Below are 19,316 nucleotides of genomic sequence, written 5' to 3' on the forward strand. Positions count from 1 at the left end.
ACGGGGCGCACCGGCCGGGTGCGGGCGAGCCCTGTCAGCCGTCAGGCGGTCGGCCGGTCAGCGGGTCGGCCGGTCAGCGCCCGAGCAGCCGCTTGACCTTCTTGCCCTTGGCCGACTCGTCGAGCGTCTTCCACAGCTTGGCCGACCCGGTGTAGGCGTACACGCCGGGAGCCCCCTGCTCCGCGCAGCCGTCCCCGTACGACACGATGCCGATCTGGTAGACGCCCTGACGGCCGGGCAGCTTGCGGAACAGCGGACCGCCGCTGTCGCCCTGGCAGGAGTCCTTGCCCTCGACGCCGGCGCAGACGTTGACCCGCTTGTCGTAGCCGGAGTAGGCGGCCTTGCACTCGATGTGCGACAGCACGGGCACGTTCACCGCACGCAGCCGGTCGGGGAACGACGGGATCTCGGTGTTGGTGTTGCCCCAGCCGGCGACCGTGGCCGAGGCGCCCGGCCGGATCAGGGCGTCGGTCCCGAGGGTCGGCAGGAGCACCGGAGCCGTGCCCCTGACCGGCTTGTCCAGCATCAGGAACGCCATGTCGTACGCCTCCTGCCCCTTGGCGTACCGGGGGTGGACGACGATGTCGGTGACATTGCGCAGCGAACCCTGCCGCTTGTTCGACAGCACGGTGCGGCCGACGGTGACCTCGATGGTTTTGGCCTTCGTGCCTTCGACGCAGTGCGCGGCGGTCAGCACCAGGTTTTCGGCCAGCAGGCTGCCGCCGCAGAACTGCCGGTCCACGGCGCTGCCGCGGCCCTTTTCCAGCAGCGCGCTCATGAACGGGTACGCGCCGTTGGGCTTCTCGACGCCACCGATGATGTAGGCGCTGGGCCGGTCGTCCTTCGCCACCGGCGCCTGCGCCGCCTGGGCCGTGGTCGCGCCGGATATCAAAAGGGTGAGTGCGGCGCCCGCCGCCGCACCGGCGACGGCCGTCCGCCCCGGGTGGCGGCGGAAGAATGGAATGCGCATGGGGGGGTTCTCTCCGATTCGGTGAAATGACACCACGGCTGAGCACAGGCCATAACGAGCCGACGACCCGTCAAACAGCCTGCTGGTACCGGGTGTTATGACGCCGGCTCACATTAGGAGCCCCGGTATGGGCACGTCAAAAGAAATGGCGCGCAATTTCGGCGACAACGGTTTCCCATGCCCTTCTCCCCGTGCTTCCTGCTTCACTCAGACGGAGAAAAGACGGACGGGGTTCACTCACGGCGCCGAAATTTTCTTCCCGCCTCTGTCCCTCGCCCGCTTCCCCGGGTTTGAATGTGATCCCTGGACGGCTCACCCGGCGGCCATCACCCCCGCGTGCGCGGCTCGCCCGGCGTTTGCGGGAGGTGTAGAAAGAGGTCATGGCCGGACGCAACGGCCGCCCGCGCTCGGTTTTGCGGATGCGAACTGTCGCTGGTCAGGTCTTCCTTCTGCAGGTGGCGATCGTCGTCCTGCTCGTCGCCACCGCCATGGCGGTGCTCGTCCTGCAGTCCCGGTCCGACAGCGAACGGGAGGCCCGCAACCGCTCGGTCGCTGTGGCCGAGACGTTCGCCAACGCACCCGGCCTCGAGGAGGCCCTGGCCAGTCCCGACCCGACGGCGGAGCTGCAGAGTCCGGCCGAGAAGGCCCGTGAGCGCGCCGGGGTCGATTTCATCGTCGTACTGAACCGCGAGGGCATCCGCTACACCCACCCCCTGCCCGACCGGATCGGGAAGAAGTTCGTGGGCGACCTGGGGCCCGCACTGGAGGGCCGGGTCGTCACCGAGAAGATCACCGGGACGATCGGCCCGCTCGTGCAGGCCCAGGTGCCGGTCATCGCCCGTGACGGCTCGGTCATCGGTGTCGTCTCCGCCGGGATCACCATCGAGAAGGTCAGCGGCGTCGTCGAGGAGCAGATCCCGCTGCTGTTCGGGGCCGCGGCGGTCGTGCTGCTCCTGGCCACGGGCGGGACGGCGCTGGTGAGCAGACGGCTGCGCCGCCAGACGCGCGGCCTCGGCCCCACCGAGATGACCCGGATGTACGAGCATCACGACGCGGTCCTGCACGCCGTGCGGGAGGGCGTCCTCATCGTCGGGGGCGACGGCCGGCTGATGCTCGCCAACGACGAGGCGCGCCGGCTGCTCGGCCTGCCGAACGAGGTGGAGGGACTGCACGTCGGCGAGCTGGGGCTCGATCCCCAGACCGCCGGGCTGCTGGCCTCGGGCCGGGAGGTCACCGACGAGGTCCACCCGGTCGGCGACCGCCTGCTCGCCGTCAACCTGCGGACCACGCACCAGCACGGCGGTCCGGCCGGCAGCGTGGCGACGCTGCGTGACACCACCGAGCTCCAGGCGCTGTCGGGCAGGGCCGACGTGGCGCGGGAGCGCCTGAAGCTGCTGTACGACGCCGGGACGGAGATCGGCACCACCCTCGACGTCGTACGCACCTGCGAAGAGCTGACGGAGTTCGCTGCGGCTCGCTTCGCCGACTACGCCACGGTCGACCTGGTCGAGGCCGTGCTGCGCAGCGAGGAACCGACCGCCACGGGCACCGGTCCGGGCGTGGACCTGCGCCGGGTGGCCTTCCACGGCCTGAGCGGACACACGTCGCTCTACCCCCTCGGCAAAACGATCCGCTTCGTTCCCTCCACGCCGATGGGATTCAGTCTCGGCAAGGGCGAGGCCGTCCTCCAGGCGCGGCTGGGCGCCTACTCCGGCTGGCAGGAGCAGGACCCGGAACGGGCCCAGCAGCTCGTCGAGCACGGCATCCACTCGATGATCGCCGTTCCGCTGCGCGCCCGCGGCGTCATCCTGGGCCTGGCGATCTTCTGGCGCTCGGAGAAACCCGAGCCCTTCGAGGAGGAGGACCTATCCGTCGCGGAGGAGCTGGTCGCCCGCGCCGCGGTGAGCGTGGACAACGCCCGGCGCTACACGCGCGAGCACACCATGGCGGTGACCCTGCAGCGCAGCCTGCTGCCCCGGGGCCTGCCGGAGCAGAGCGCCGTCGACGTCGCCTACCGCTACCTGCCCGCCCAGGCCGGGCTCGGCGGACTCGGCGGCGTCGGCGGGGACTGGTTCGACATCATCCCGCTGCCCGGCGCCCGGGTCGCGCTCGTGGTGGGCGACGTCGTGGGTCACGGGCTGCACGCCGCCGCCACCATGGGGCGGCTGCGCACGGCGGTGCACAACTTCTCCACCCTCGACCTGCCGCCCGACGAGCTCCTGTGGCACCTCGACGAACTGGTCGCCCGCCTCGACCAGGACGAGACCGGCGACGAGGCGGGGGTCACCGGGGCCACCTGTCTGTACGCGATCTACGACCCGGTGACCGGCCACTGCACCATGGCGCGGGCCGGTCACCTCCAGCCGGCGATCGTCCGTCCGGACGGCACGGCGTACTTCGCCGACGTGCCCGGCGGCCCGCCGCTGGGCCTCGGCGGGCTGCCCTTCGAGACGCTCGACGTACAGCTGCCGGAGAACAGCCGACTGGTCCTCTATACGGACGGACTCGTGGAGGACCGGGAGCGGGACATCGACGAGGGAATGGCGCTCCTGCTCCGCACGCTGGGCGACCACGCCGGTCTGACGCCGGAGGAGACCTGCGAGGAGGTGCTCGGTGCGCTGTTGCCCGCGCGGCAGCGGGACGACATCGCGCTGCTCGTCAGCAGTACGCGGGTACTGGACTCCAGCCGGGTGGCCGCGTGGGAGGTGCCGAGCGACCCGTCGGCGGTGGCCGGGGTACGGGCCGCCGTGACGGGCACGCTGGCCGAGTGGGGCCTGGCGGAGGAGGCGTTCACCACCGAGCTGATCCTCAGTGAGCTGGTCACCAACGCCATTCGCTACGCCGCCGGTCCGATCGGTGTACGGCTGATCCGCGACCGCAGCCTGATCTGCGAGGTGTCGGACCGCAGCAGCACCTCCCCCCACCTGCGCCAGGCGGCGCACACGGACGAGGGCGGGCGCGGGCTCTTCCTCGTCGCGCAGTTCGCCGACCGCTGGGGCACGCGGTACACCGGGGACGGCAAGGTCATCTGGACGGAACAGCCGCTGCCGGACGGCGAAGCGCCGCGGAGCCCGCTCTGAGGCCGGCCCGCTGAGCGCCGGAGTGCGGTGTGTGGCCGCAGGGCGGCGCCCTTGTGGTCAGTCCCGGTCACGCACCGCCACGATCCCGTTGAAGACACCGGCGTACGCGGTGCCGTCGGGGCCGATGGTGAGGGGCGCCCAGTTGTTGTCGTACGCCGGGCCGGTGCCGGTGAGCTGCCGCCAGCGGATCTCGCCCGTACGGAAGTCGACGGCCGTCAGGTACCAGGCGTCGATCCCGAGCCTGTTCGGCTCCTTCGCGTAGAAGTACAGCAGTCCGTTGGCGGTGGAGAGCTTGGGAACGGTGGACGGGGAGCGTACGCCGCTCTCCCAGACGGTGTCGCAGCCGCTGCCGTTCTCGCGTACGTCGATGCGGGTGGCGCCTCCCGTGACGCTGCGGCCCAGGAGCAGCGACGACGGGTTCTCGTAGCCGTAGTTGTTCTCCACCACCAGGCTGTTGTCCCAGCTGATGAGGGAGTTGTCGGTGGTGGACCTGCCGGAGGGGAAGACGGGCACCTTGCAGACCAGTCGGCCGTTTCCGGGAACGTGCGCCGCGCGGCGGTAGACGAGGACGTTCATCCGGTCGTCGGCGTTGTCGGTGATCGCCACGTAGCCGTCGCCGAAGAGGTCGGGGGTGGTGCCCGATCCCTGGTTGACGGAGCCGGGCTTGGTGCCCGTTCCCCGGTCGTACGTCTGGCGCCACTGCGTACGGGGCGTGCCGTCGGGGTCCGCGCGGAAGCTGTAGAGGGCGTGGTCGGAGACGATCGAGACGCCGTCCTCGGCGACCGAGAAGGAGTTCTGGATCTCCTCCCCTTCGAGCCGGACGCTGCGGATGCGCCCGTTCGACGGGTCCACCGTGCCGACGCGGCCGAGCCGGGTGACCCACCAGATGCGGCCCTGCCAGTCGGGCATCACGGAGGTCACCGGGTCGCAGGTCCCGCCGGGGCGGAGATTGGTCCAGGACACGCAGTCGTGCGGAACGTGCCCGGTGAGGTCCCAGTCGTCCTCGACGACGAAGCGCCAGGTGCCGTCCGCCGTCCGCTCGTGCGCGATCCGCAGGACGTGCTGGCGGGAGTCCGCGAGGACCACCCGGTCGCGGTGGTCGAGGTAGAAGTACGCGCCGCCGGAGGTGTCCTTGAAGATCTTCTCGAAGTCGAGCCGGGTGACGGCCTCCACGGTCGAGGAGCGCTGCGGAAGCCTGTACTCGGCGAGGGTGCCGAGCGTTCTCGGGTGCAGCAGTTTGAGGAGGAAGCCCTGGAAGGTGCCGCAGACGGTGATCAGGCGGCCCGCGGCGTCGAAGGTCGCGGTCGCGCACTCGCCGCCCAGCGCCGCGATCCGTTCGCTGGTGACCTGCGGGTCGCGTCCCAGCGGTCCGGAGTACGGGTGGGTACCGCTGCCCGCCGCGTCCGCGTGCATGCCGCTGCGGCCGTTCGGGGCGAGGAACGGGTGCTGAGGGGGCGCGTCGCCGGGAACCGGCTGTGCGGTGGCCGGCTCGCCCTGGTACGCGCTGACCAGCCGGTGGCCCGGCGCCTTGGGTATCTCCTCGGCGCGGACGACCCCGGACGGCAGGACGGCGGGGACGACGAGAGCGAGGGCGAGGGCCAGCGTGCGGGCGTACGCTCTGCGGGTCCTGGACATCAGGCTCCTTGGACGGGTGACGGTCGCGCCGTCGCCCGACGCTAGGGCCGACCCCTTGAAGTGTCCATGGAAACCCGTGCGGTTTCACCGCCCCGCCATCCGCGCGCAACACCCGGACGTGCGGGGCGGGTCGGTCCGGTGCGGACCGTCGGGACGGTCCAGACGGTCAGGAGGTCAGGGCCTGAGGTCGCCGACCACGTCCGCGGTGGCGGCGATCCCGTTCTGGATGGTCGGGCCCATGCTCGTACCGGCGAGGAAGAAGCCGAGCAGGGCGCAGACCAGCGCGTGCGAGACCTTGAGTCCTCCGTTCCGCAGGAAGATCACCGCGAGAATCAGCAGGAGCAGCACCAACGAGATCGAAATGGCCATGGTCAACCTCCTCCGCCGCGCGCGAATTGCGGCATTCGGCCGTCAGTCTGGCGCAGCGGAGGGCCCATCCGGGCGGAAGACGTGTCCGCCGTACGGGTGTTGACTGTTGGTGACGGCGGTTACGCGTCGTACGTGCGGAGGAACCGTTCGAGGCCGGCGAGGTCGTCGGTGTTGATGTGGTCGGCGTCCGCGGCGAGCAGTTCCGTCCAGACGGCGTCCCGCGCCGGCCCCGGCAGGTCGGGCGTCGCCCAGAACCGGACGCGCTGTCCGCGCCGGTGGGCGGTGGACACGACGCCGCGCAGCTTCGCCCGCTCGGCGTCGGGGAACGGTCCGGAGCCCTGCCAGGAGAAGCTGTGCGACCAGTTGCCGCTGATCAGCGGTATGAGACCGGCGGAGGCGGGCCCGCCGAGGTCGTCGAGCCGCCCGTCGTAGAAGGCGTGGCGCACCCGCTGCGCCTCCAGGGGGACGCGGGCGGCGCGGTCGCCGGAGACGACGGCGGTCACCGCGCCGGGGCGGACGCGGCCGTGGGCGTACGTGCTCAGCATCCGCCGGTGGCGGCGGAGTTGGCGGTGCAGTTCGAGGTAGGCGGCGGCGCCGTCGTTCTTGATGTCGACGAGCAGTTGTACGGGGCGGCGGCGCCCCCGGTACACGGAACCGTGGTGGGCCCTGACGCGGGCGGCGAGGGGGGCCAGGTACAGCGATTCGAGCGTGCGGGCGGGGTCGAGCTCCACGGGGTCGTGGGCGACGAGCAGTTCCCCGTCGACGAGGAAGATGTCCGCCTCGATGCTCGTGAAGCCGTGGGAGAGGGCGTCGTGGAGGGGACGATCGTGGTGGTAGTCGTTGTGCGCGTGCGCGCGCCGCAGGGGTCCGGGGCCGGGCTTCTTCCCTGCGGCCCGGGCGGACGCGGGAAAGGCGACGGCTCCCGCGAGGGCGGCGGCGAGGGTGGTGACGACTGCGCGGCGGGTGGGCGCGGTGACGGCCATGGTGCCTCCGGAGACGTACGGGACGTTCGGGACTCCGGCGAGTATCCGCTCCCCGCCGCCCCGACGGGCAGTGTCACGACAAGAGTTCCGTCACCTGTCGCCGCCGGTTCAGGATGCTGTCGGAGCGTCAGGCCGGAGCCTCACCAGGGCGTTGCGGGGGCCGGCAGGCGGGTGGGGACTCAGACCGCCGCGATGTCCTGCCAGCGGGGCGTACGGTCGCACCAGCGCTCCAGGAGGACGCGGTCGTGGCCGACGGCCAGCAGGCCCGCGCCGCTTTCGCGCCGGTACTCCTCGACGACCGCGACCAGGAAGGCCGTCGTCGAGGCGTCGAGCATCGCCGTCATCTCGTCGCACACCAGCCAGCGGGGGCGCAGCACCAGCGCGCGGGCCAGGCAGGCGCGCTGGAGCTGGCCGTCGCTCACCTCGTGCGGGCGGCGGCCCAGGAGGTCGTCGCCGAGTCCCACGGTCCGGGCCAGCGCGCTCACCGCGGCCGCCGCCCCGTCGCGCCGTCCGGTGGCCCGCAGCGGCTCGGCGATCAGGTCGCGCAGGCTCAGGCGGGGGTCGGCGGACAGCCGGGGCTGTTGGAAGACGACACCGATCGCCGTGCGCTGTGCGCGCGGGGCGCGGTGGCGCCAGCCGGTGACACGACTGCCGTCGAGGGTGACGGTCCCGGCGTCGGGGCGGTGCAGCAGGGCGGCGACCCGGGCGAGGGTCGACTTGCCGCAGCCGCTCGGCCCGAGCAGGCCGACCGCCTCCCCGGGGGCGACGGTCAGGTGCGCGCCGCGGACCACCGGGGACCCGCGCTCGTATCCGGCGGTGATCGCGTCGAGTTCAAGCACGGGCACGCTCCTCGGCCGGCGGGTGGTGACAGGCGACGCCGTCCGCGAGGACCGGCCGGACGGCGCAGGCGTCGGTGGCGTACGGACAACGGGCCTCGAAGGCGCACCCCGGGGGCAGGTCGCCCAGTTCTGGCGGCATGCCGGGGATCGGCGTGAAGGCGCGCTCGGGAAGGGCGTTCAGCAGCCCCCGGGCGTACGGGTGCCGGGGGCCGGGCGCGGCGAAGAAGCGTCCGGCGTCGGCGAGTTCGACGATCCTTCCCGCGTACATCACCGCGACGCGGTCCGCGACGCGCTCGGCCGCCGCGAGGTCGTGGGTGATCATCAGCAGGGCGTGGCCCTCGTCGACGTGCCGGCGCAGTTCGTCGACGGTGCGGTCGACGAGGTCGCGGTCGAGGCCGGTGGTCGGCTCGTCGGCGAGCAGCAGGGGCGCGTCGCCGACGAGGGCGAGAGCGGTCGCGGCGCGCTGAGCGAGTCCGCCGGACAGCTCGTGGGGGTAGCGGTCGAGGTGGTCCACGGGGAACGCCGCCCGGTCGGCCGCCCTACGGGTCGCCGCGCGCAGGTCCTGCTTGCGCGTGCCGGTCAGTTCGCGCAGCGTCTCCTCGAGCTGCGCCCCGACGGTCCGTACGGGCGTGAGGTGCGCGGCGGGACTCTGCGGGACGAGGCCGATGCGGCGCCCCCGTACGGTACGCGCCAGGGTGCGCTCGTCGGCGGTGAGCAGATCGAGGTCGCCCAGGAGCGCGGAACCGGCCGTCCGCGCGTTGCCCGGGAGCAGCCCCAGCAGCGCGGAGGCGAGCACGGACTTGCCGCACCCGCTCTCGCCGACCAGGGCCAGGCACTCCCCGGCCGCCAGGTCGAAGTCGGCGCCGCTGACGGCCTCGATGTGCCGCCCGCCCCGCATGCGGAACCGTACGGACAGGCCCCGCACCGACAACAGGGGCGTCCGAGGGCTCCCTTCCGGCGCGGAAGGGCCGACGGTGTACGGGGCGCTGCGGTCGTTCCCGGGAACGACCGCCGACCGCTCCACGGAACGTTCCGAAGACGCGCTGCGAGCGTTCCCGGGAACGGCCGCATGACGCTCCACGGAACGTTCCGAAGACGCGCCGTCTTCGTGCGGCGTGTGCGCGTTCCCCAGAGCGGCTGCGGGCCGCACCCGGGAACGCTCCGTCGTCGCGGACGCGGCCCGGCCGGTGTTCTGGGGCGTCGTCACAGCATCAGCTCCGATCGGCGGCGCGGGTTGATCCGTTCCCGCCAGGCGCCCGCGAGGCCCGCGATGGCGAGGGTCGGGACGATCAGGAGGAGGCCGGGGAAGAGGGTGGGCCACCAGTCGCCGGCGAGCAGCGAACTGCGCGCCGACTGCACGAGGTTGCCCAGGCTCGCCTGGTGCGTCGGCAGGCCGAGTCCGAGGAACGACAGCGCCGACTCGTGCCACATGGCGTGCGGGACCATCAGTACGGCCGCGAGTCCCGCCTGCGGCAGCACCCCCGGCAGCAGGTGCCGTACGGCGACCCGCCACCGTGACGCGCCGCCCGAAACCGCCGCGTCGATGTACGGCCGCGAGCGGAGCGACAGCACCTCCGAGCGCACGATGCGGGCGGTGGACAGCCAGTGGGTCAGTGCCACCGACACGATCACCGGCCACACCCCGGGCCGGAACATCGCGACGACGAAGATGCCGAGCAGCAGGTGCGGGACGGACGAGAAGGTGTCGACGAGCCGCATCACCACACGGTCCGTCCAGCCGCCGAACGCCGCTGCCGCCGCCCCCACCGCCGTACCGATGAACGTGGCGACCAGCGCCGCCACCAGCCCGACCAGAAGGGAGACGCGCAGGCCGTACACGCAGCGCAGCAGCAGGTCGCGGCCGACGTCGTCCGTCCCGAAGGGGTGCGCTGGGGACGGCGCACGGAGCTTCATCGACAGGTCGACAGCCTGCTGGTCGAGGTCGGCCAGCGGCGGTACCACCAGGACCGCGAGGACCACCGCCGCCACGATCACCGCCGAGGTACGGACGCGGACCGTGCGGGTGGAACGGCGAGTACGGCCGTGCGAACGCCACACGGGCGCCCCGGAAGCGAAATCAGCCATCGAAGCCCACTCTGGGGTCGGCGAGTCCGTACAGCAGGTCGGAGAGGAGGTTTCCGGCGAGGACCGCCGCGGTGGCGAGCACCGTCAGCGCGGCCAGCAGCGGGAAGTCCACCGACGTCGCCGCCTGTACGGTCGCCGCGGCGATGCCCGGCCAGCTGAAGACCGTCTCCACGAGCAGCGCTCCGGTGATGAGTTCGGGCACGCGCGAGCCGACGAGCGTGAGCGTCGGGAGCATTCCCGAGCGCAGGGCGTGTCCGAGGAGCACGGTGCGTTCGCTCAGCCCCCGCGCGCGTGCGCCGCGTACCGGGTCCTCCTCCAGCGCGTCGGCGACGCCTTGGCGCACGTAGAGGAAGAACCAGGGAAGCTGCGAGACGCCGAGAACGGCCGCCGGCAGCACCAGGTGCGTGGCGACCTGGCCGAACGTCGCCACATCGCTGTCGGTGTCGGTCAGTCCGCCCGCCGGCAGCACACCGAGTTCCAGCGCGAAGAACCACATGGCGAGCAGGCCGAGCCAGAAGGCGGGCGCCGCTTCCAGGGTGTACGCCGCCGAGCCGACCGCCCGGTCCAGCCAGCCGCCCTGCCGGCGCGCGGCCAGGACGCCCAGCGACGTACCGAGCGCGATCGCCACGAGGAACGCGGCGCCGGCGAGCAGCACCGACCAGCCGAGGCGTTCGGTGATGACGTCGGTGACGGGCTGGCGCATGACGCTGGAGTCGCCGAGGTCCCCGGTGACGGCCGAGGTCAGCCAGTTCCACCAGCGTGCGACGAGCGGCTGGTCGACGCCGAGGTTGGCGCGCAGCTGGTCGAGGTTCTCCTGCGAGGCGGTGAGGCCCGCGGTGCCCGCGTATGCCTTGACGGGGTCGAAGGGCGAGGCGGCGGCGACGGCGAACACGCCGAAGGTCACCGCCAGCAGGACGGGGGCGGCGAACAGGGTCCGCCGCCCGGCCATCCTCGCCATCGGCCCCCAGGGGAGCTTCCGGCCGGGGTGTGTCACTTCTTCGGCGTCCAGTCCTCGACGTTCCACCACGGTCCGGAGGCCAGGCCGTGGTCGTGCGGCTCGGTCTGCGTGGTGAGCCCGGACCACTTGTCGTCGACGACGTACAGGTGGTCGATGTGGGTCAGGAAGGTGTAGCCGGGGTTCTTCACGAGTTCGCGCTGGACGGTGTCGTACGCGGCCCTGCGGTCGGCCGTCCCGCCGCTCTCGCGGCCCTTCTTGAGCGCCTTGTCGACGGCGGGGTTGTCGTACCACGCCATGTTGTTGAAGGCGTCGCCCGCGAGGGAGGACTGGAGCAGCGTGTACTGGTCGAAGTCGGGGTCGCCGGGCGCGCCGCCGCCGGCGAGCACCGCGTCGTGCTTCATGCGCGGCATGATGACCTCCCAGGTGCCGGCCTGGGTCCTGATGTCGATGCCGGCCTTCTTCGCGTCGGACGCGTAGGCGAGGGCGTGGTCCTGGCGGAGCTTGTCGCCGGAGAGGTACCAGAGCGGGAACCGCGCCCGCACGCCGTCCTTGACGCGGATGCCGTCGGCGCCGGGCTTCCACCCGGCCTCGTCGAGGATCTTCTTCGCCCGGGCGAGGTCGTGCGTGCGCTCGGTGCCCTTGGCGAACCAGGGGCTGTCCGTGGGAACGGGCCCGTAGGCGGGTTTGCCCGCGCCCTCGAGGATCGTGTCGACCATGGCGCGGCGGTCGACGGCGACGTCGAGTGCCCGCCGTACGTCGGTGTCGCCCGCGACCTTGTTGTGCGTCGGCAGGGTCACCGTTCGGTAGTCGAAGGACCGGGCGGCGTACGTCGTCCTGCCGCCGTCGTCCTTGAAGGTGCCGGCGAGGTTGGGCGGCAGGATCGCGCCGTCGAGGTCGCCGGCGCGCAGCCGCGTGGCGCGCACGTCGTCGTCCTTGATGATCGCCATGGTGAACTTCTTCACCTTCGGCTCGCCGCCCCAGTAGCGCGGGTTGGCCCTGAAGCTGAGCTTCTCGCCCTTGGACCAGCCGGTGAGGACGTACGGCCCGGTGCCGACCGGCTTCGTCGTGAAGGAGCCGCTGTTGACGTCCTGCCGGCCGGCGACGTGCTCGGGAGCGATCGGGAGGACGGTGCGCTCGGCGAAGGGCGCGTACGGGTACTTGAGCGTGAAGACGACCTGGTGATCGCCGTCCGCCCTGACGTCCTCGATCGCGTCCAGCTCCGTCTTGGAGGCGTTGTTGGTCTTCTTGTCGAGGATGGTGCGGTAGGTGAAGACCACGTCCTTGGACGTGAAGGGCTTGCCGTCGCTGAACTGGACGCCCTCGCGGAGCGTGTACGTGTACGTGCGGCCGTCGTCGGAGACTTCGGGCAGCTCGGCGGCGAGGGCCGGCCGGAGCTTCATGTCCTCGTCGAAGGTGAGGAGCCCGTCGAAGATCTTGGAGTTGCCGTCCTTGCCGTAACCGAGGAGCGGGCTGAGGGTCTCGGGCTCGTACGCGATGCCGACGACCGCCGAGTCCCCCGCGCCGTGTCCGGCCGCGCTCTCCCCCGGCTTCGAGCAGGCCGCCGCGCTGATGGCCAGTGTTCCGGCCAGCGTCGCGGCGGCCGCCCCACGTATGGATCGGGACAGCATGCCTCGCCACACCCCTAATAAAGATCAACAGTTATTGCGAACGACTCGCAATTAAACCGTATGTAGAGGGGTGCTTGATCCACTGCCCCTTACCGGGGCGCCGGCAGGCCGACGAGTTCCGCCACCGCCTCCGTGTGCGCGCCCGGCGCGCCCAGCGCGATGGAGTCGGCCTTGGCGCGCTTGAGGTACAGGTGCGCGGGGTGCTCCCAGGTCATCCCGATGCCGCCGTGCAGCTGCACGCACTCCTCGGCCGCGTGCACCGCGACCCGGGAGCAGTACGTCTGCGCGACCGCCACCGCGAGGGGGGCGTCCGGGCTGCCGGTGGCCAGGGCGTCGGCGGCGTTGCGGGCGGCGGCCCGCGCGGAGACGACTTCCAGCCACAGCTGCGCCATGCGGTGCTTGAGCGCTTGGAAGGACCCGACCGGGCGGTTGAACTGCTTGCGGTCGCGCGTGTACCTGACCGTCTCCTCCAGGCACCACTCCGCGAGCCCCAGCTGCTCCGAGGCCAGCAGCCCGGCGCCGGCGAGCAGCCCGCGCCGGACGGGCGCCTCGGCGGAGCTTGCGAGCCGGCGGCCCCGCGCCCCTTCGAGGGTGACGGTGGCCAGCGGCCGGGTCAGATCGAGCGGCGTCAGCGACTCGACGGTGACGCCGGGCGACCCCGTCTCCACCGCGTACAGGCCGTCCTCGGCCGGTACGAGCAGCACCTTGGCGGCGGCCGCGTCGGCGACCGCGGTGACGCGGCCGCGCAGAGTGCCGTCGTCCGCCCGTACGGCACACGGCAGTCGCGCACCGGGCGCGGCGGACAGCGGGACGGCGAGCACCACGACGGTACGGCCGCCCGCCAAGGCGCCGAGCAGCTCCGCGACCGCGGCGTTCTCGGGGCTGGCGGTGTTCTCGGCGTTCCCGGCGTCGCAGCCCAGCAGCGTCTCGGCCGCGACGACCGCTCCCGTGAGGTACGGGGTCGGGGCGACGCTGCGCCCCAGTTCCTCCAGGACCACGGCCGCCTCACGGTGCGTGGCGCCCTGGCCGCCGAGCATCTCGGGCACGAGGAGCCCCGCCAGGCCCATGTCGGTGGCGAGCGAGGACCACAGCCGCGGGTCGTACGGCGTGTCCGACTCCGCGCGGGTGAGGACGGCCGCGGCGTCGCAGTGGTCGGCGAGCAGGGAGCGTACGGCCGCGCGGAGGTCGTCCTCGGCCTCGGAGTAGAGCAGGTCAGTCATCGGGCCAGGTCCTTCCAGGCGATGTCCTTGTCGCTGCGCGGCTCGGACGGCAGCCCGAGTACGCGTTCCGCGACGATGTTGAGCAGCACCTCGCTCGTACCGCCCTCGATGCTGTTGCCCTTGGAGCGCAGGTAGCGGTAGCCGGCGTCGCGGCCGGTGAAGTCGACGAGTTCGGGGCGGCGCATGGTCCAGTCGTCGTACAGCAGCCCTTCCTCGCCGCGCAGTTCCACCTCCAGGCCGCTGATCTCCTGGTTCAGGCGCGCGAAGGCCAGTTTCATGCCCGAGCCCTCCGGCCCCGGCTGGCCGGCGACGAGCTGCTGGCGCAGCCGCTCGCCGGCGAGGCGGGCGACCTCGGCCTCGACCCACAGGTCCAGCAGGCGCCGGTGCAGGTCGTGGGTGCGCAGTTCGGGGCGTTCGCGCCAGGTCTTCGCGACCGGCCCGATCATGCCGCCCTCGCGCGGGATGCGGGAGCCGCCGATCGAGACGCGCTCGTTCATGAGCGTGGTCTGCGCGACCTTCCAGCCCTCGCCGACGGGCCCGAGGCGCCGGCTGTCGGGGATGCGCACGCCGGTGAGGAAGACCTCGTTGAACTCGGCCTCGCCGGTGATCTGGCGCAGCGGCCTGACCTCCACGCCGGGGTCGGTCATGTCGCACACGAAGTACGTGATGCCCTGGTGCTTGGGGAGGCCGGGGTCCGTACGGGCGATGAGGATCGCCCAGCGGGCCACATGGGCGCTGGAGGTCCACACCTTCTGTCCGTCGATCACCCAGTCGTCACCGTCGCGCACCGCGCGGGTGCCGAGTGCCGCGAGGTCGGAGCCCGCGCCGGGCTCGCTGAACAGCTGGCACCACACCTCCTCGCCCACCCACAGGGGCCGCAGCAGGCTCCGCTTCTGCTCGTCCGTGCCGAAGCGCAGGATCGTCGGCGCGGCCATGCCGAGGCCGATGCCGATCCGCCGCGGGTCGTTGTCGGGCGCGCCGGCCGCCGCCAGCTCGGCGTCCACGACGGCCTGCAGCGAGCGGGGCGCGCCGAGGCCGCCGAGACCCACGGGGTAGTGCACCCAGGCGAGCCCGGCGTCGAAGCGCGCCTTGAGGAAGTCCGCGCGGTCCGTGGTGGCCGGCGGGTGGGCCGCCAGCAACTCCTGCGTCAGGGCGCGCACTTCGGTCGTGTCCGTCATCGGGCCGCCCCCTCGGGTACGACGACCACACGGCCGGTGGTCGTGCCGTCGGCGACGCGCTGGACGGCGTCCGCCGCGTCCTTCATGGCGACGCGCTCGCTGACCAGCGGCTTGACGGCGCCTTCGGCGGCCAGCCTGGTCAGCTCCTCGTGGCAGGCGAGGATCGCGGCCGGGTCCTTCGTGTTGTAGAGGCCCCAGTGGAGGCCGAGGATCGCGTAGTTCTTCACCAGGGCGTGATTGAGCGCCGGGGCGGGGATCTCGCCGCCGGCGAATCCGACCACGACGATGCGGCCCTCGAAGGCGACGCACTTGGCCGACTTGGCGTACGCGTCGCCGCCCACCGGGTCGTAGACGACGTCCGCGCCCCGCCCGCCGGTGGCTTCCTTGACCACGGCGACGATGTCCTCGGTGCGCCGGTCGATCACCAGATCGCAGCCCAGCTCCCGGGCGACCCGGGCCTTCTCCGGGCCGCCGACCACGCCGATGACGGTGGCGCCCGCCGCCTTGCCGAGCTGTACGGCGGCGCTGCCGACGCCGCCCGCCGCCGCGTGCACCAGCAGGGTCTCCCCCGCCCGGATGCGCGCCCGGCGGTGCAGGCCGAACCAGCCCGTCTGGTAGCCGATGTGCAGGGCCGCCGCCTCGGCGTCGTCCAGCGACGCGGGCGCGGGCAGCACGGCGGCCGCGTCCACGACGACGTACTCCGCGAACCCGCCGTGCGGCAGCGCCGGGTTCGCGATCACGCGGCGGCCGTCCTCCGTCTCGCCGCAGATCTCCACGCCCGGGGTGAAGGGCAGCGGCGGACGCACCTGGTACTGGCCGCGGCAGAGCAGGGCGTCCGGAAAGTTGATGTTCGCGGCACGCACCCTCAGCAGGAGCTGCCCCTCGCCCGGCGTGGGCCTGACGACCTCGTCGAGCCGCATCACCTCGCCCGGCTCGCCGTTCTCGTGCACTCGCCATGCCTGCATCCGAGACCCTCCACAACACCGTAGGCAGTACCACGCTGGCCGCATACTAAGCGGTCGCTTGCCTGGTTGGGAACAGCCCGGGCCCGATCGGCCGGACAGTCCCGGCCCGACCGGCCGGCGGCGCGGCCCGATCAGCCGGACTTCGGCCTGGCCCTCACGTGCATCCGCTCCCCCTGCGGCCCGAAGAGGCTCAGGAACTCGGCGGGCGCGTCCCCCACCGGCCCGAACCAGTGCGGCACCCGCGTGTCGAACTCCACCGCCTCGCCGGCCCCGATCTCCAGGTCGTGCGGACCCAGCACCACCCGCAGCCTGCCCGACAGGACGTACAGCCACTCGTAGCCCTCGTGCGTACGGGGCTCGGGCTCCTCACCGGTCCGCCGGGAGATCACCTTGTACGCCTGGAGGCCGCCGGGCTGGCGGGTCAGCGGGAAGTACGTCTGCTTGCCCCGTTCGAACGGCTTCGTGCGCACCCGCGGGTCCCCGACCGGCGGCGCGCCCACCAGTTCGTCGAGCGGCACCTGGTGGGCGCGGGCGATCGGCAGCAGCAGTTCGAGGCTGGGTCTGCGGCCCCCGGACTCCAGCCGGGAGAGGGTGCTCACCGAGATGCCGGTCGCCTCGGAGAGGGCCGCGAGCGTGGCCCCGCGCTCCTTGCGCAGTCTGCGCAGGCGCGGGCCCACCTCGTTCAGTACGCCGTCGAGATTCCGCTCTTCGTCCATGGGATCCATGCGGTCATTGCAGGATCAGCAACGGCGCTTGTCAAACACGAGGGCCGTCAGGCCGGCACCTCGTTACCGGGCGCCGCCGGACCGACGAGCTCCTCCAGCACGTCCTCCATGGTGACGAAGCCGATCACCGTGCCCTTGCCGCCCGTGACGGCGGCCAGGTGGGTGCCCGCGGCCCGCATGGCGGTCATGGTGTCGTCGAGCGGCGTGTCGATCTCCACGCGGATCACCGGGTGCAGCGCGGCGCGCGGGAACGGCCGGGTGCGCTCGACGACGCCGAGGGCGTCCTTGATGTGCAGGTAGCCCAGCACCTCGTCGCCCGGACCGGTGACCGGCAGCCGGGAGAAGCCCCAGGTCGCGGCCGCCCGCTCCAGCTGCTGCGGGGTGGTGGTGTGATCGACGGTGACGATCCTGCCGAGCGGCACCATCACCTCGCCCACGGGCCTGTTGCCCAGCTCCAGGGCGTCGCGCAGCCGCTCGCCGTCCGCCGGCGCCAGCAGGCCGGCCTCGCTGGAGTCCTTGACCAGACGGGCCAGCTCGTCGTCGGTGTAGACGGACGTGACCTCGTTCTTCGGCTCGACGCCGAGCATCCGCAGCAGCACGTTGGCGAACGCGTTGATGCCGAAGACGACCGGCCGCAGGGCGCGGGTCACAGCCACCAGGGCCGGAGCCAGCGCCAGCGCGGTCGGCGCCGGAGCGGCGAGGGCGATGTTCTTGGGCACCATCTCGCCGACCAGCATGTGCAGGTACGTCGCCAGGGTCAGCGCGATCACGAACGCGATCGGGTGGATCAGCGCCTCCGGCACGCCGACGGCGTGGAACGGCGGCTCCAGCAGGTGGGCGATGGCCGGCTCGGCCACCGCGCCCAGCACGAGCGAGGAGATGGTGATGCCCAGCTGGGCGGTGGCCATCACGGCCGAGAGGTGTTCGAGACCCCACAGCGTGCTCTTGGCCCGGCGGCTGCCCCGCAACGCCTCCGGCTCGATCTGACTGCGCCGTACGGAGATGAGGGCGAACTCCGCGCCGACGAAGAACGCGTTGGTGAGGAGGGTGAGCGCGCCGAGGGCGAGCTGGAACGCGGTCATCGGACTTCCTCGGCGATCTTGGCGGCGGGCGCGGGCACCGGCGCGGACTCCTGCGCCGGGTCCGGAGCGGGCCCGGTGATGCGGACCCGGTCCGCCCGGTGGTGCTCCACGTCCAGGACGGCGATGTTCCAGTCGGCCACGTCGAGCCGGTCGGCGGGCGCCGGAATGCGCTCCAGACGCGTCGCGATGAGCCCGGCGAGCGTTTCGTAGGGTCCGTCGGGAGCGGTGAAGCCGATCTCCTGGAGCTGGTCCAGGCGTACGCTGCCGTCCGCCTCCCACACCTCGCGGCCCTCCGCCGACGGGGCGCCCGGCTCCAGGCCGGGACGCTCGTGCGGGTCGTGTTCGTCGCGCACCTCGCCGACGACCTCCTCGACGACGTCCTCGACCGTGGCGACGCCAGCGGTGCCGCCGTACTCGTCGATGACGACGGCCATGGTGCGGCTGCGCCGCAGCTGCTGGAGCATCCGGTCCACCGGGAGGGAGTCCGGCACCAGCAGCGGCTCGGTGGCCAGCGCCGTGACCGGGGTACGGGCGCGCTTCGCCTCGTCCAGGGCGAGCACGTCGCGGATGTGCACGGTGCCGATCACCTCGTCCAGCGTCTCGCGGTAGACGGGGAACCGGGACAGCCCGGTGGCGAGCGTGAGGTTGGCGGCGTCGGCCGCGGTGGCGCGCGCCTCCAGGGCCTGGACGTCGACGCGCGGCGTCATGACGTTCTCGGCGGTCAGCCGGCTCAGGTGCAGGGTGCGGACGAACAGCTCGGCGGAGTCCTGCTCGATCGCGCCCTCGCGCGCGGAGTGCCGCGCCAGGGCGACCAGTTCCTGCGGCGTACGGGCGGACGCCAGTTCCTCGGCGGGCTCCAGGCCGAAGCGGCGCACCACCCGGTTGGCGGTGTTGTTGAGGTGATGGATCAGCGGTCCGAAGGCGGCGGTGAACACGCGCTGCGGGCCGGCCACCACCTTGGCGACCGCCAGCGGGCTGGAGATCGCCCAGTTCTTGGGGACCAGCTCGCCGACCACCATGAGCACCACGGTGGACAGGGCGACGCCGAGAAGCGTCGCGACGGTGGACACGGCGCCCGCGGGCAGCCCCGCCGCCTCCAGCGGGCCGCGCAGCAGCACGGCCAGGGAGGGCTCGGCCAGCATGCCGATGACCAGCGAGGTCACGGTGATGCCCAGCTGGGCGCCGGAGAGCTGGAACGTGAGGCGCTTGGCGGCCTTCAGAGCGCTCGCGGCGCCCCGTTCACCGGCCTGCGCGGCCCGCTCCAGCTCGCCGCGCTCGATCGTCGTCAGCGAGAACTCGGCCGCGACGAACAACGCGCACGCCAGAGTCAGCGCGAGTGCGAGGAGCAGAAGAAGTACTTCGGTCACCGTGCCACCTCCGTCCCGGTGTGCGAAAGGACGGACATGGCACGGCTCGTACTGGGAGGCTCACCCATTGCGGGACTGCGGCTCCTTCTTGGTTCAGGTGTCGGGGCGGGGCGAAACCCCCGCGCACCCATAGTAAAGGGGGCGCAAAGCGGTGCCGGGTGACGGTGATCACAGCCGCGGGGCCGGCGCGGCCCCCGGGCCGATCCACCTGGGGGCCGCGCCGTGCTCGGTG

Annotated in this window: 16 protein-coding genes; 1 reads left to right on the plus strand and 15 read right to left on the minus strand. The window is 72.5% G+C overall.

Annotated features, from left to right (window positions below):
- Nucleotides 1–73 precede the first annotated feature (73 nt).
- The gene (locus tag AC07FK_RS24225; RefSeq protein ID WP_479107028.1) at nucleotides 74–970 is read right to left on the minus strand and encodes a S1 family peptidase; all 897 of its coding nucleotides are present in this window, start codon (nucleotides 968–970) and stop codon (nucleotides 74–76) included.
- 380 nt (nucleotides 971–1,350) lie between these two features.
- Here AC07FK_RS24225 and AC07FK_RS24230 point away from each other — a divergent pair, with 380 nt between their 5' ends.
- On the plus strand, nucleotides 1,351–4,050 hold the full coding sequence (locus AC07FK_RS24230; RefSeq protein WP_479107029.1) for a SpoIIE family protein phosphatase: 2,700 nt from the start codon (nucleotides 1,351–1,353) through the stop codon (nucleotides 4,048–4,050).
- Between the two features lie 57 nt (nucleotides 4,051–4,107).
- Here the strand turns inward: AC07FK_RS24230 and AC07FK_RS24235 are convergent, their stop codons facing one another.
- From AC07FK_RS24235 to AC07FK_RS24300, 14 genes are all read right to left on the minus strand, one after another.
- On the minus strand, nucleotides 4,108–5,685 hold the full coding sequence (locus AC07FK_RS24235) for a hypothetical protein (protein ID WP_479107030.1): 1,578 nt from the start codon (nucleotides 5,683–5,685) through the stop codon (nucleotides 4,108–4,110).
- 174 nt (nucleotides 5,686–5,859) lie between these two features.
- Nucleotides 5,860–6,054: a hypothetical protein gene (locus AC07FK_RS24240; RefSeq protein WP_355252712.1), complete on the minus strand. Its 195-nt coding sequence runs from the start codon at nucleotides 6,052–6,054 to the stop codon at nucleotides 5,860–5,862.
- A 119-nt stretch (nucleotides 6,055–6,173) separates the two neighbouring features.
- The gene (locus AC07FK_RS24245; RefSeq protein ID WP_479107031.1) at nucleotides 6,174–7,037 is read right to left on the minus strand and encodes a phosphatidylinositol-specific phospholipase C/glycerophosphodiester phosphodiesterase family protein; all 864 of its coding nucleotides are present in this window, start codon (nucleotides 7,035–7,037) and stop codon (nucleotides 6,174–6,176) included.
- Between the two features lie 179 nt (nucleotides 7,038–7,216).
- Nucleotides 7,217–7,876 carry an ABC transporter ATP-binding protein gene (locus AC07FK_RS24250; protein WP_479107032.1) on the minus strand — a complete coding sequence of 220 codons (660 nt, stop codon included), beginning with the start codon at nucleotides 7,874–7,876 and terminating at the stop codon, nucleotides 7,217–7,219.
- Nucleotides 7,869–8,774 carry an ABC transporter ATP-binding protein gene (locus AC07FK_RS24255; protein WP_479107149.1) on the minus strand — a complete coding sequence of 302 codons (906 nt, stop codon included), beginning with the start codon at nucleotides 8,772–8,774 and terminating at the stop codon, nucleotides 7,869–7,871. The genes AC07FK_RS24250 and AC07FK_RS24255 overlap by 8 nt, the downstream gene beginning before the upstream one ends.
- Nucleotides 8,775–9,079: 305 nt before the next feature.
- Nucleotides 9,080–9,961, minus strand: a complete 882-nt coding sequence (locus AC07FK_RS24260) for an ABC transporter permease (RefSeq protein WP_479107033.1) — start codon at nucleotides 9,959–9,961, stop codon at nucleotides 9,080–9,082.
- Nucleotides 9,954–10,919 carry an ABC transporter permease gene (locus AC07FK_RS24265; protein ID WP_479107034.1) on the minus strand — a complete coding sequence of 322 codons (966 nt, stop codon included), beginning with the start codon at nucleotides 10,917–10,919 and terminating at the stop codon, nucleotides 9,954–9,956. The genes AC07FK_RS24260 and AC07FK_RS24265 overlap by 8 nt, the downstream gene beginning before the upstream one ends.
- A 32-nt stretch (nucleotides 10,920–10,951) precedes the next feature.
- On the minus strand, nucleotides 10,952–12,547 hold the full coding sequence (locus AC07FK_RS24270) for an ABC transporter substrate-binding protein (protein WP_479107035.1): 1,596 nt from the start codon (nucleotides 12,545–12,547) through the stop codon (nucleotides 10,952–10,954).
- An 89-nt stretch (nucleotides 12,548–12,636) separates the two neighbouring features.
- Nucleotides 12,637–13,767: an acyl-CoA dehydrogenase family protein gene (locus tag AC07FK_RS24275; RefSeq protein WP_479107036.1), complete on the minus strand. Its 1,131-nt coding sequence runs from the start codon at nucleotides 13,765–13,767 to the stop codon at nucleotides 12,637–12,639.
- Nucleotides 13,764–14,945 carry an acyl-CoA dehydrogenase family protein gene (locus AC07FK_RS24280; protein ID WP_479107037.1) on the minus strand — a complete coding sequence of 394 codons (1,182 nt, stop codon included), beginning with the start codon at nucleotides 14,943–14,945 and terminating at the stop codon, nucleotides 13,764–13,766. The genes AC07FK_RS24275 and AC07FK_RS24280 overlap by 4 nt, the downstream gene beginning before the upstream one ends.
- Nucleotides 14,942–15,910 (minus strand): NADPH:quinone oxidoreductase family protein, encoded by a 969-nt coding sequence (locus tag AC07FK_RS24285; protein WP_479107038.1) that lies wholly within the window; start codon nucleotides 15,908–15,910, stop codon nucleotides 14,942–14,944. The genes AC07FK_RS24280 and AC07FK_RS24285 overlap by 4 nt, the downstream gene beginning before the upstream one ends.
- Nucleotides 15,911–16,041: 131 nt before the next feature.
- Nucleotides 16,042–16,635 (minus strand): helix-turn-helix domain-containing protein, encoded by a 594-nt coding sequence (locus AC07FK_RS24290; protein WP_479107039.1) that lies wholly within the window; start codon nucleotides 16,633–16,635, stop codon nucleotides 16,042–16,044.
- 47 nt (nucleotides 16,636–16,682) lie between these two features.
- On the minus strand, nucleotides 16,683–17,717 hold the full coding sequence (locus AC07FK_RS24295) for a hemolysin family protein (protein ID WP_479107040.1): 1,035 nt from the start codon (nucleotides 17,715–17,717) through the stop codon (nucleotides 16,683–16,685).
- Nucleotides 17,714–19,084 (minus strand): hemolysin family protein, encoded by a 1,371-nt coding sequence (locus AC07FK_RS24300; protein WP_479107041.1) that lies wholly within the window; start codon nucleotides 19,082–19,084, stop codon nucleotides 17,714–17,716. Before AC07FK_RS24300 ends, AC07FK_RS24295 begins: the two co-directional genes overlap by 4 nt.
- Between the last annotated feature and the right edge of the window lie 232 nt (nucleotides 19,085–19,316).

Source organism: Streptomyces sp. NPDC046122, from assembly GCF_056429965.1.

Coding starts and splice junctions, on each gene's coding strand:
- AC07FK_RS24225 (WP_479107028.1), bottom strand. CDS start 970: ATGCGCATTCCATTCTTCCGCCGCCACCCGGGGCGGACGGCCGTCGCC.
- AC07FK_RS24230 (WP_479107029.1), top strand. CDS start 1,351: ATGGCCGGACGCAACGGCCGCCCGCGCTCGGTTTTGCGGATGCGAACT.
- AC07FK_RS24235 (WP_479107030.1), bottom strand. CDS start 5,685: ATGTCCAGGACCCGCAGAGCGTACGCCCGCACGCTGGCCCTCGCCCTC.
- AC07FK_RS24240 (WP_355252712.1), bottom strand. CDS start 6,054: ATGGCCATTTCGATCTCGTTGGTGCTGCTCCTGCTGATTCTCGCGGTG.
- AC07FK_RS24245 (WP_479107031.1), bottom strand. CDS start 7,037: ATGGCCGTCACCGCGCCCACCCGCCGCGCAGTCGTCACCACCCTCGCC.
- AC07FK_RS24255 (WP_479107149.1), bottom strand. CDS start 8,774: ATGCGGGGCGGGCGGCACATCGAGGCCGTCAGCGGCGCCGACTTCGAC.
- AC07FK_RS24260 (WP_479107033.1), bottom strand. CDS start 9,961: ATGGCTGATTTCGCTTCCGGGGCGCCCGTGTGGCGTTCGCACGGCCGT.
- AC07FK_RS24265 (WP_479107034.1), bottom strand. CDS start 10,919: ATGGCGAGGATGGCCGGGCGGCGGACCCTGTTCGCCGCCCCCGTCCTG.
- AC07FK_RS24270 (WP_479107035.1), bottom strand. CDS start 12,547: ATGCTGTCCCGATCCATACGTGGGGCGGCCGCCGCGACGCTGGCCGGA.
- AC07FK_RS24275 (WP_479107036.1), bottom strand. CDS start 13,767: ATGACTGACCTGCTCTACTCCGAGGCCGAGGACGACCTCCGCGCGGCC.
- AC07FK_RS24280 (WP_479107037.1), bottom strand. CDS start 14,945: ATGACGGACACGACCGAAGTGCGCGCCCTGACGCAGGAGTTGCTGGCG.
- AC07FK_RS24285 (WP_479107038.1), bottom strand. CDS start 15,910: ATGCAGGCATGGCGAGTGCACGAGAACGGCGAGCCGGGCGAGGTGATG.
- AC07FK_RS24290 (WP_479107039.1), bottom strand. CDS start 16,635: ATGGATCCCATGGACGAAGAGCGGAATCTCGACGGCGTACTGAACGAG.
- AC07FK_RS24295 (WP_479107040.1), bottom strand. CDS start 17,717: ATGACCGCGTTCCAGCTCGCCCTCGGCGCGCTCACCCTCCTCACCAAC.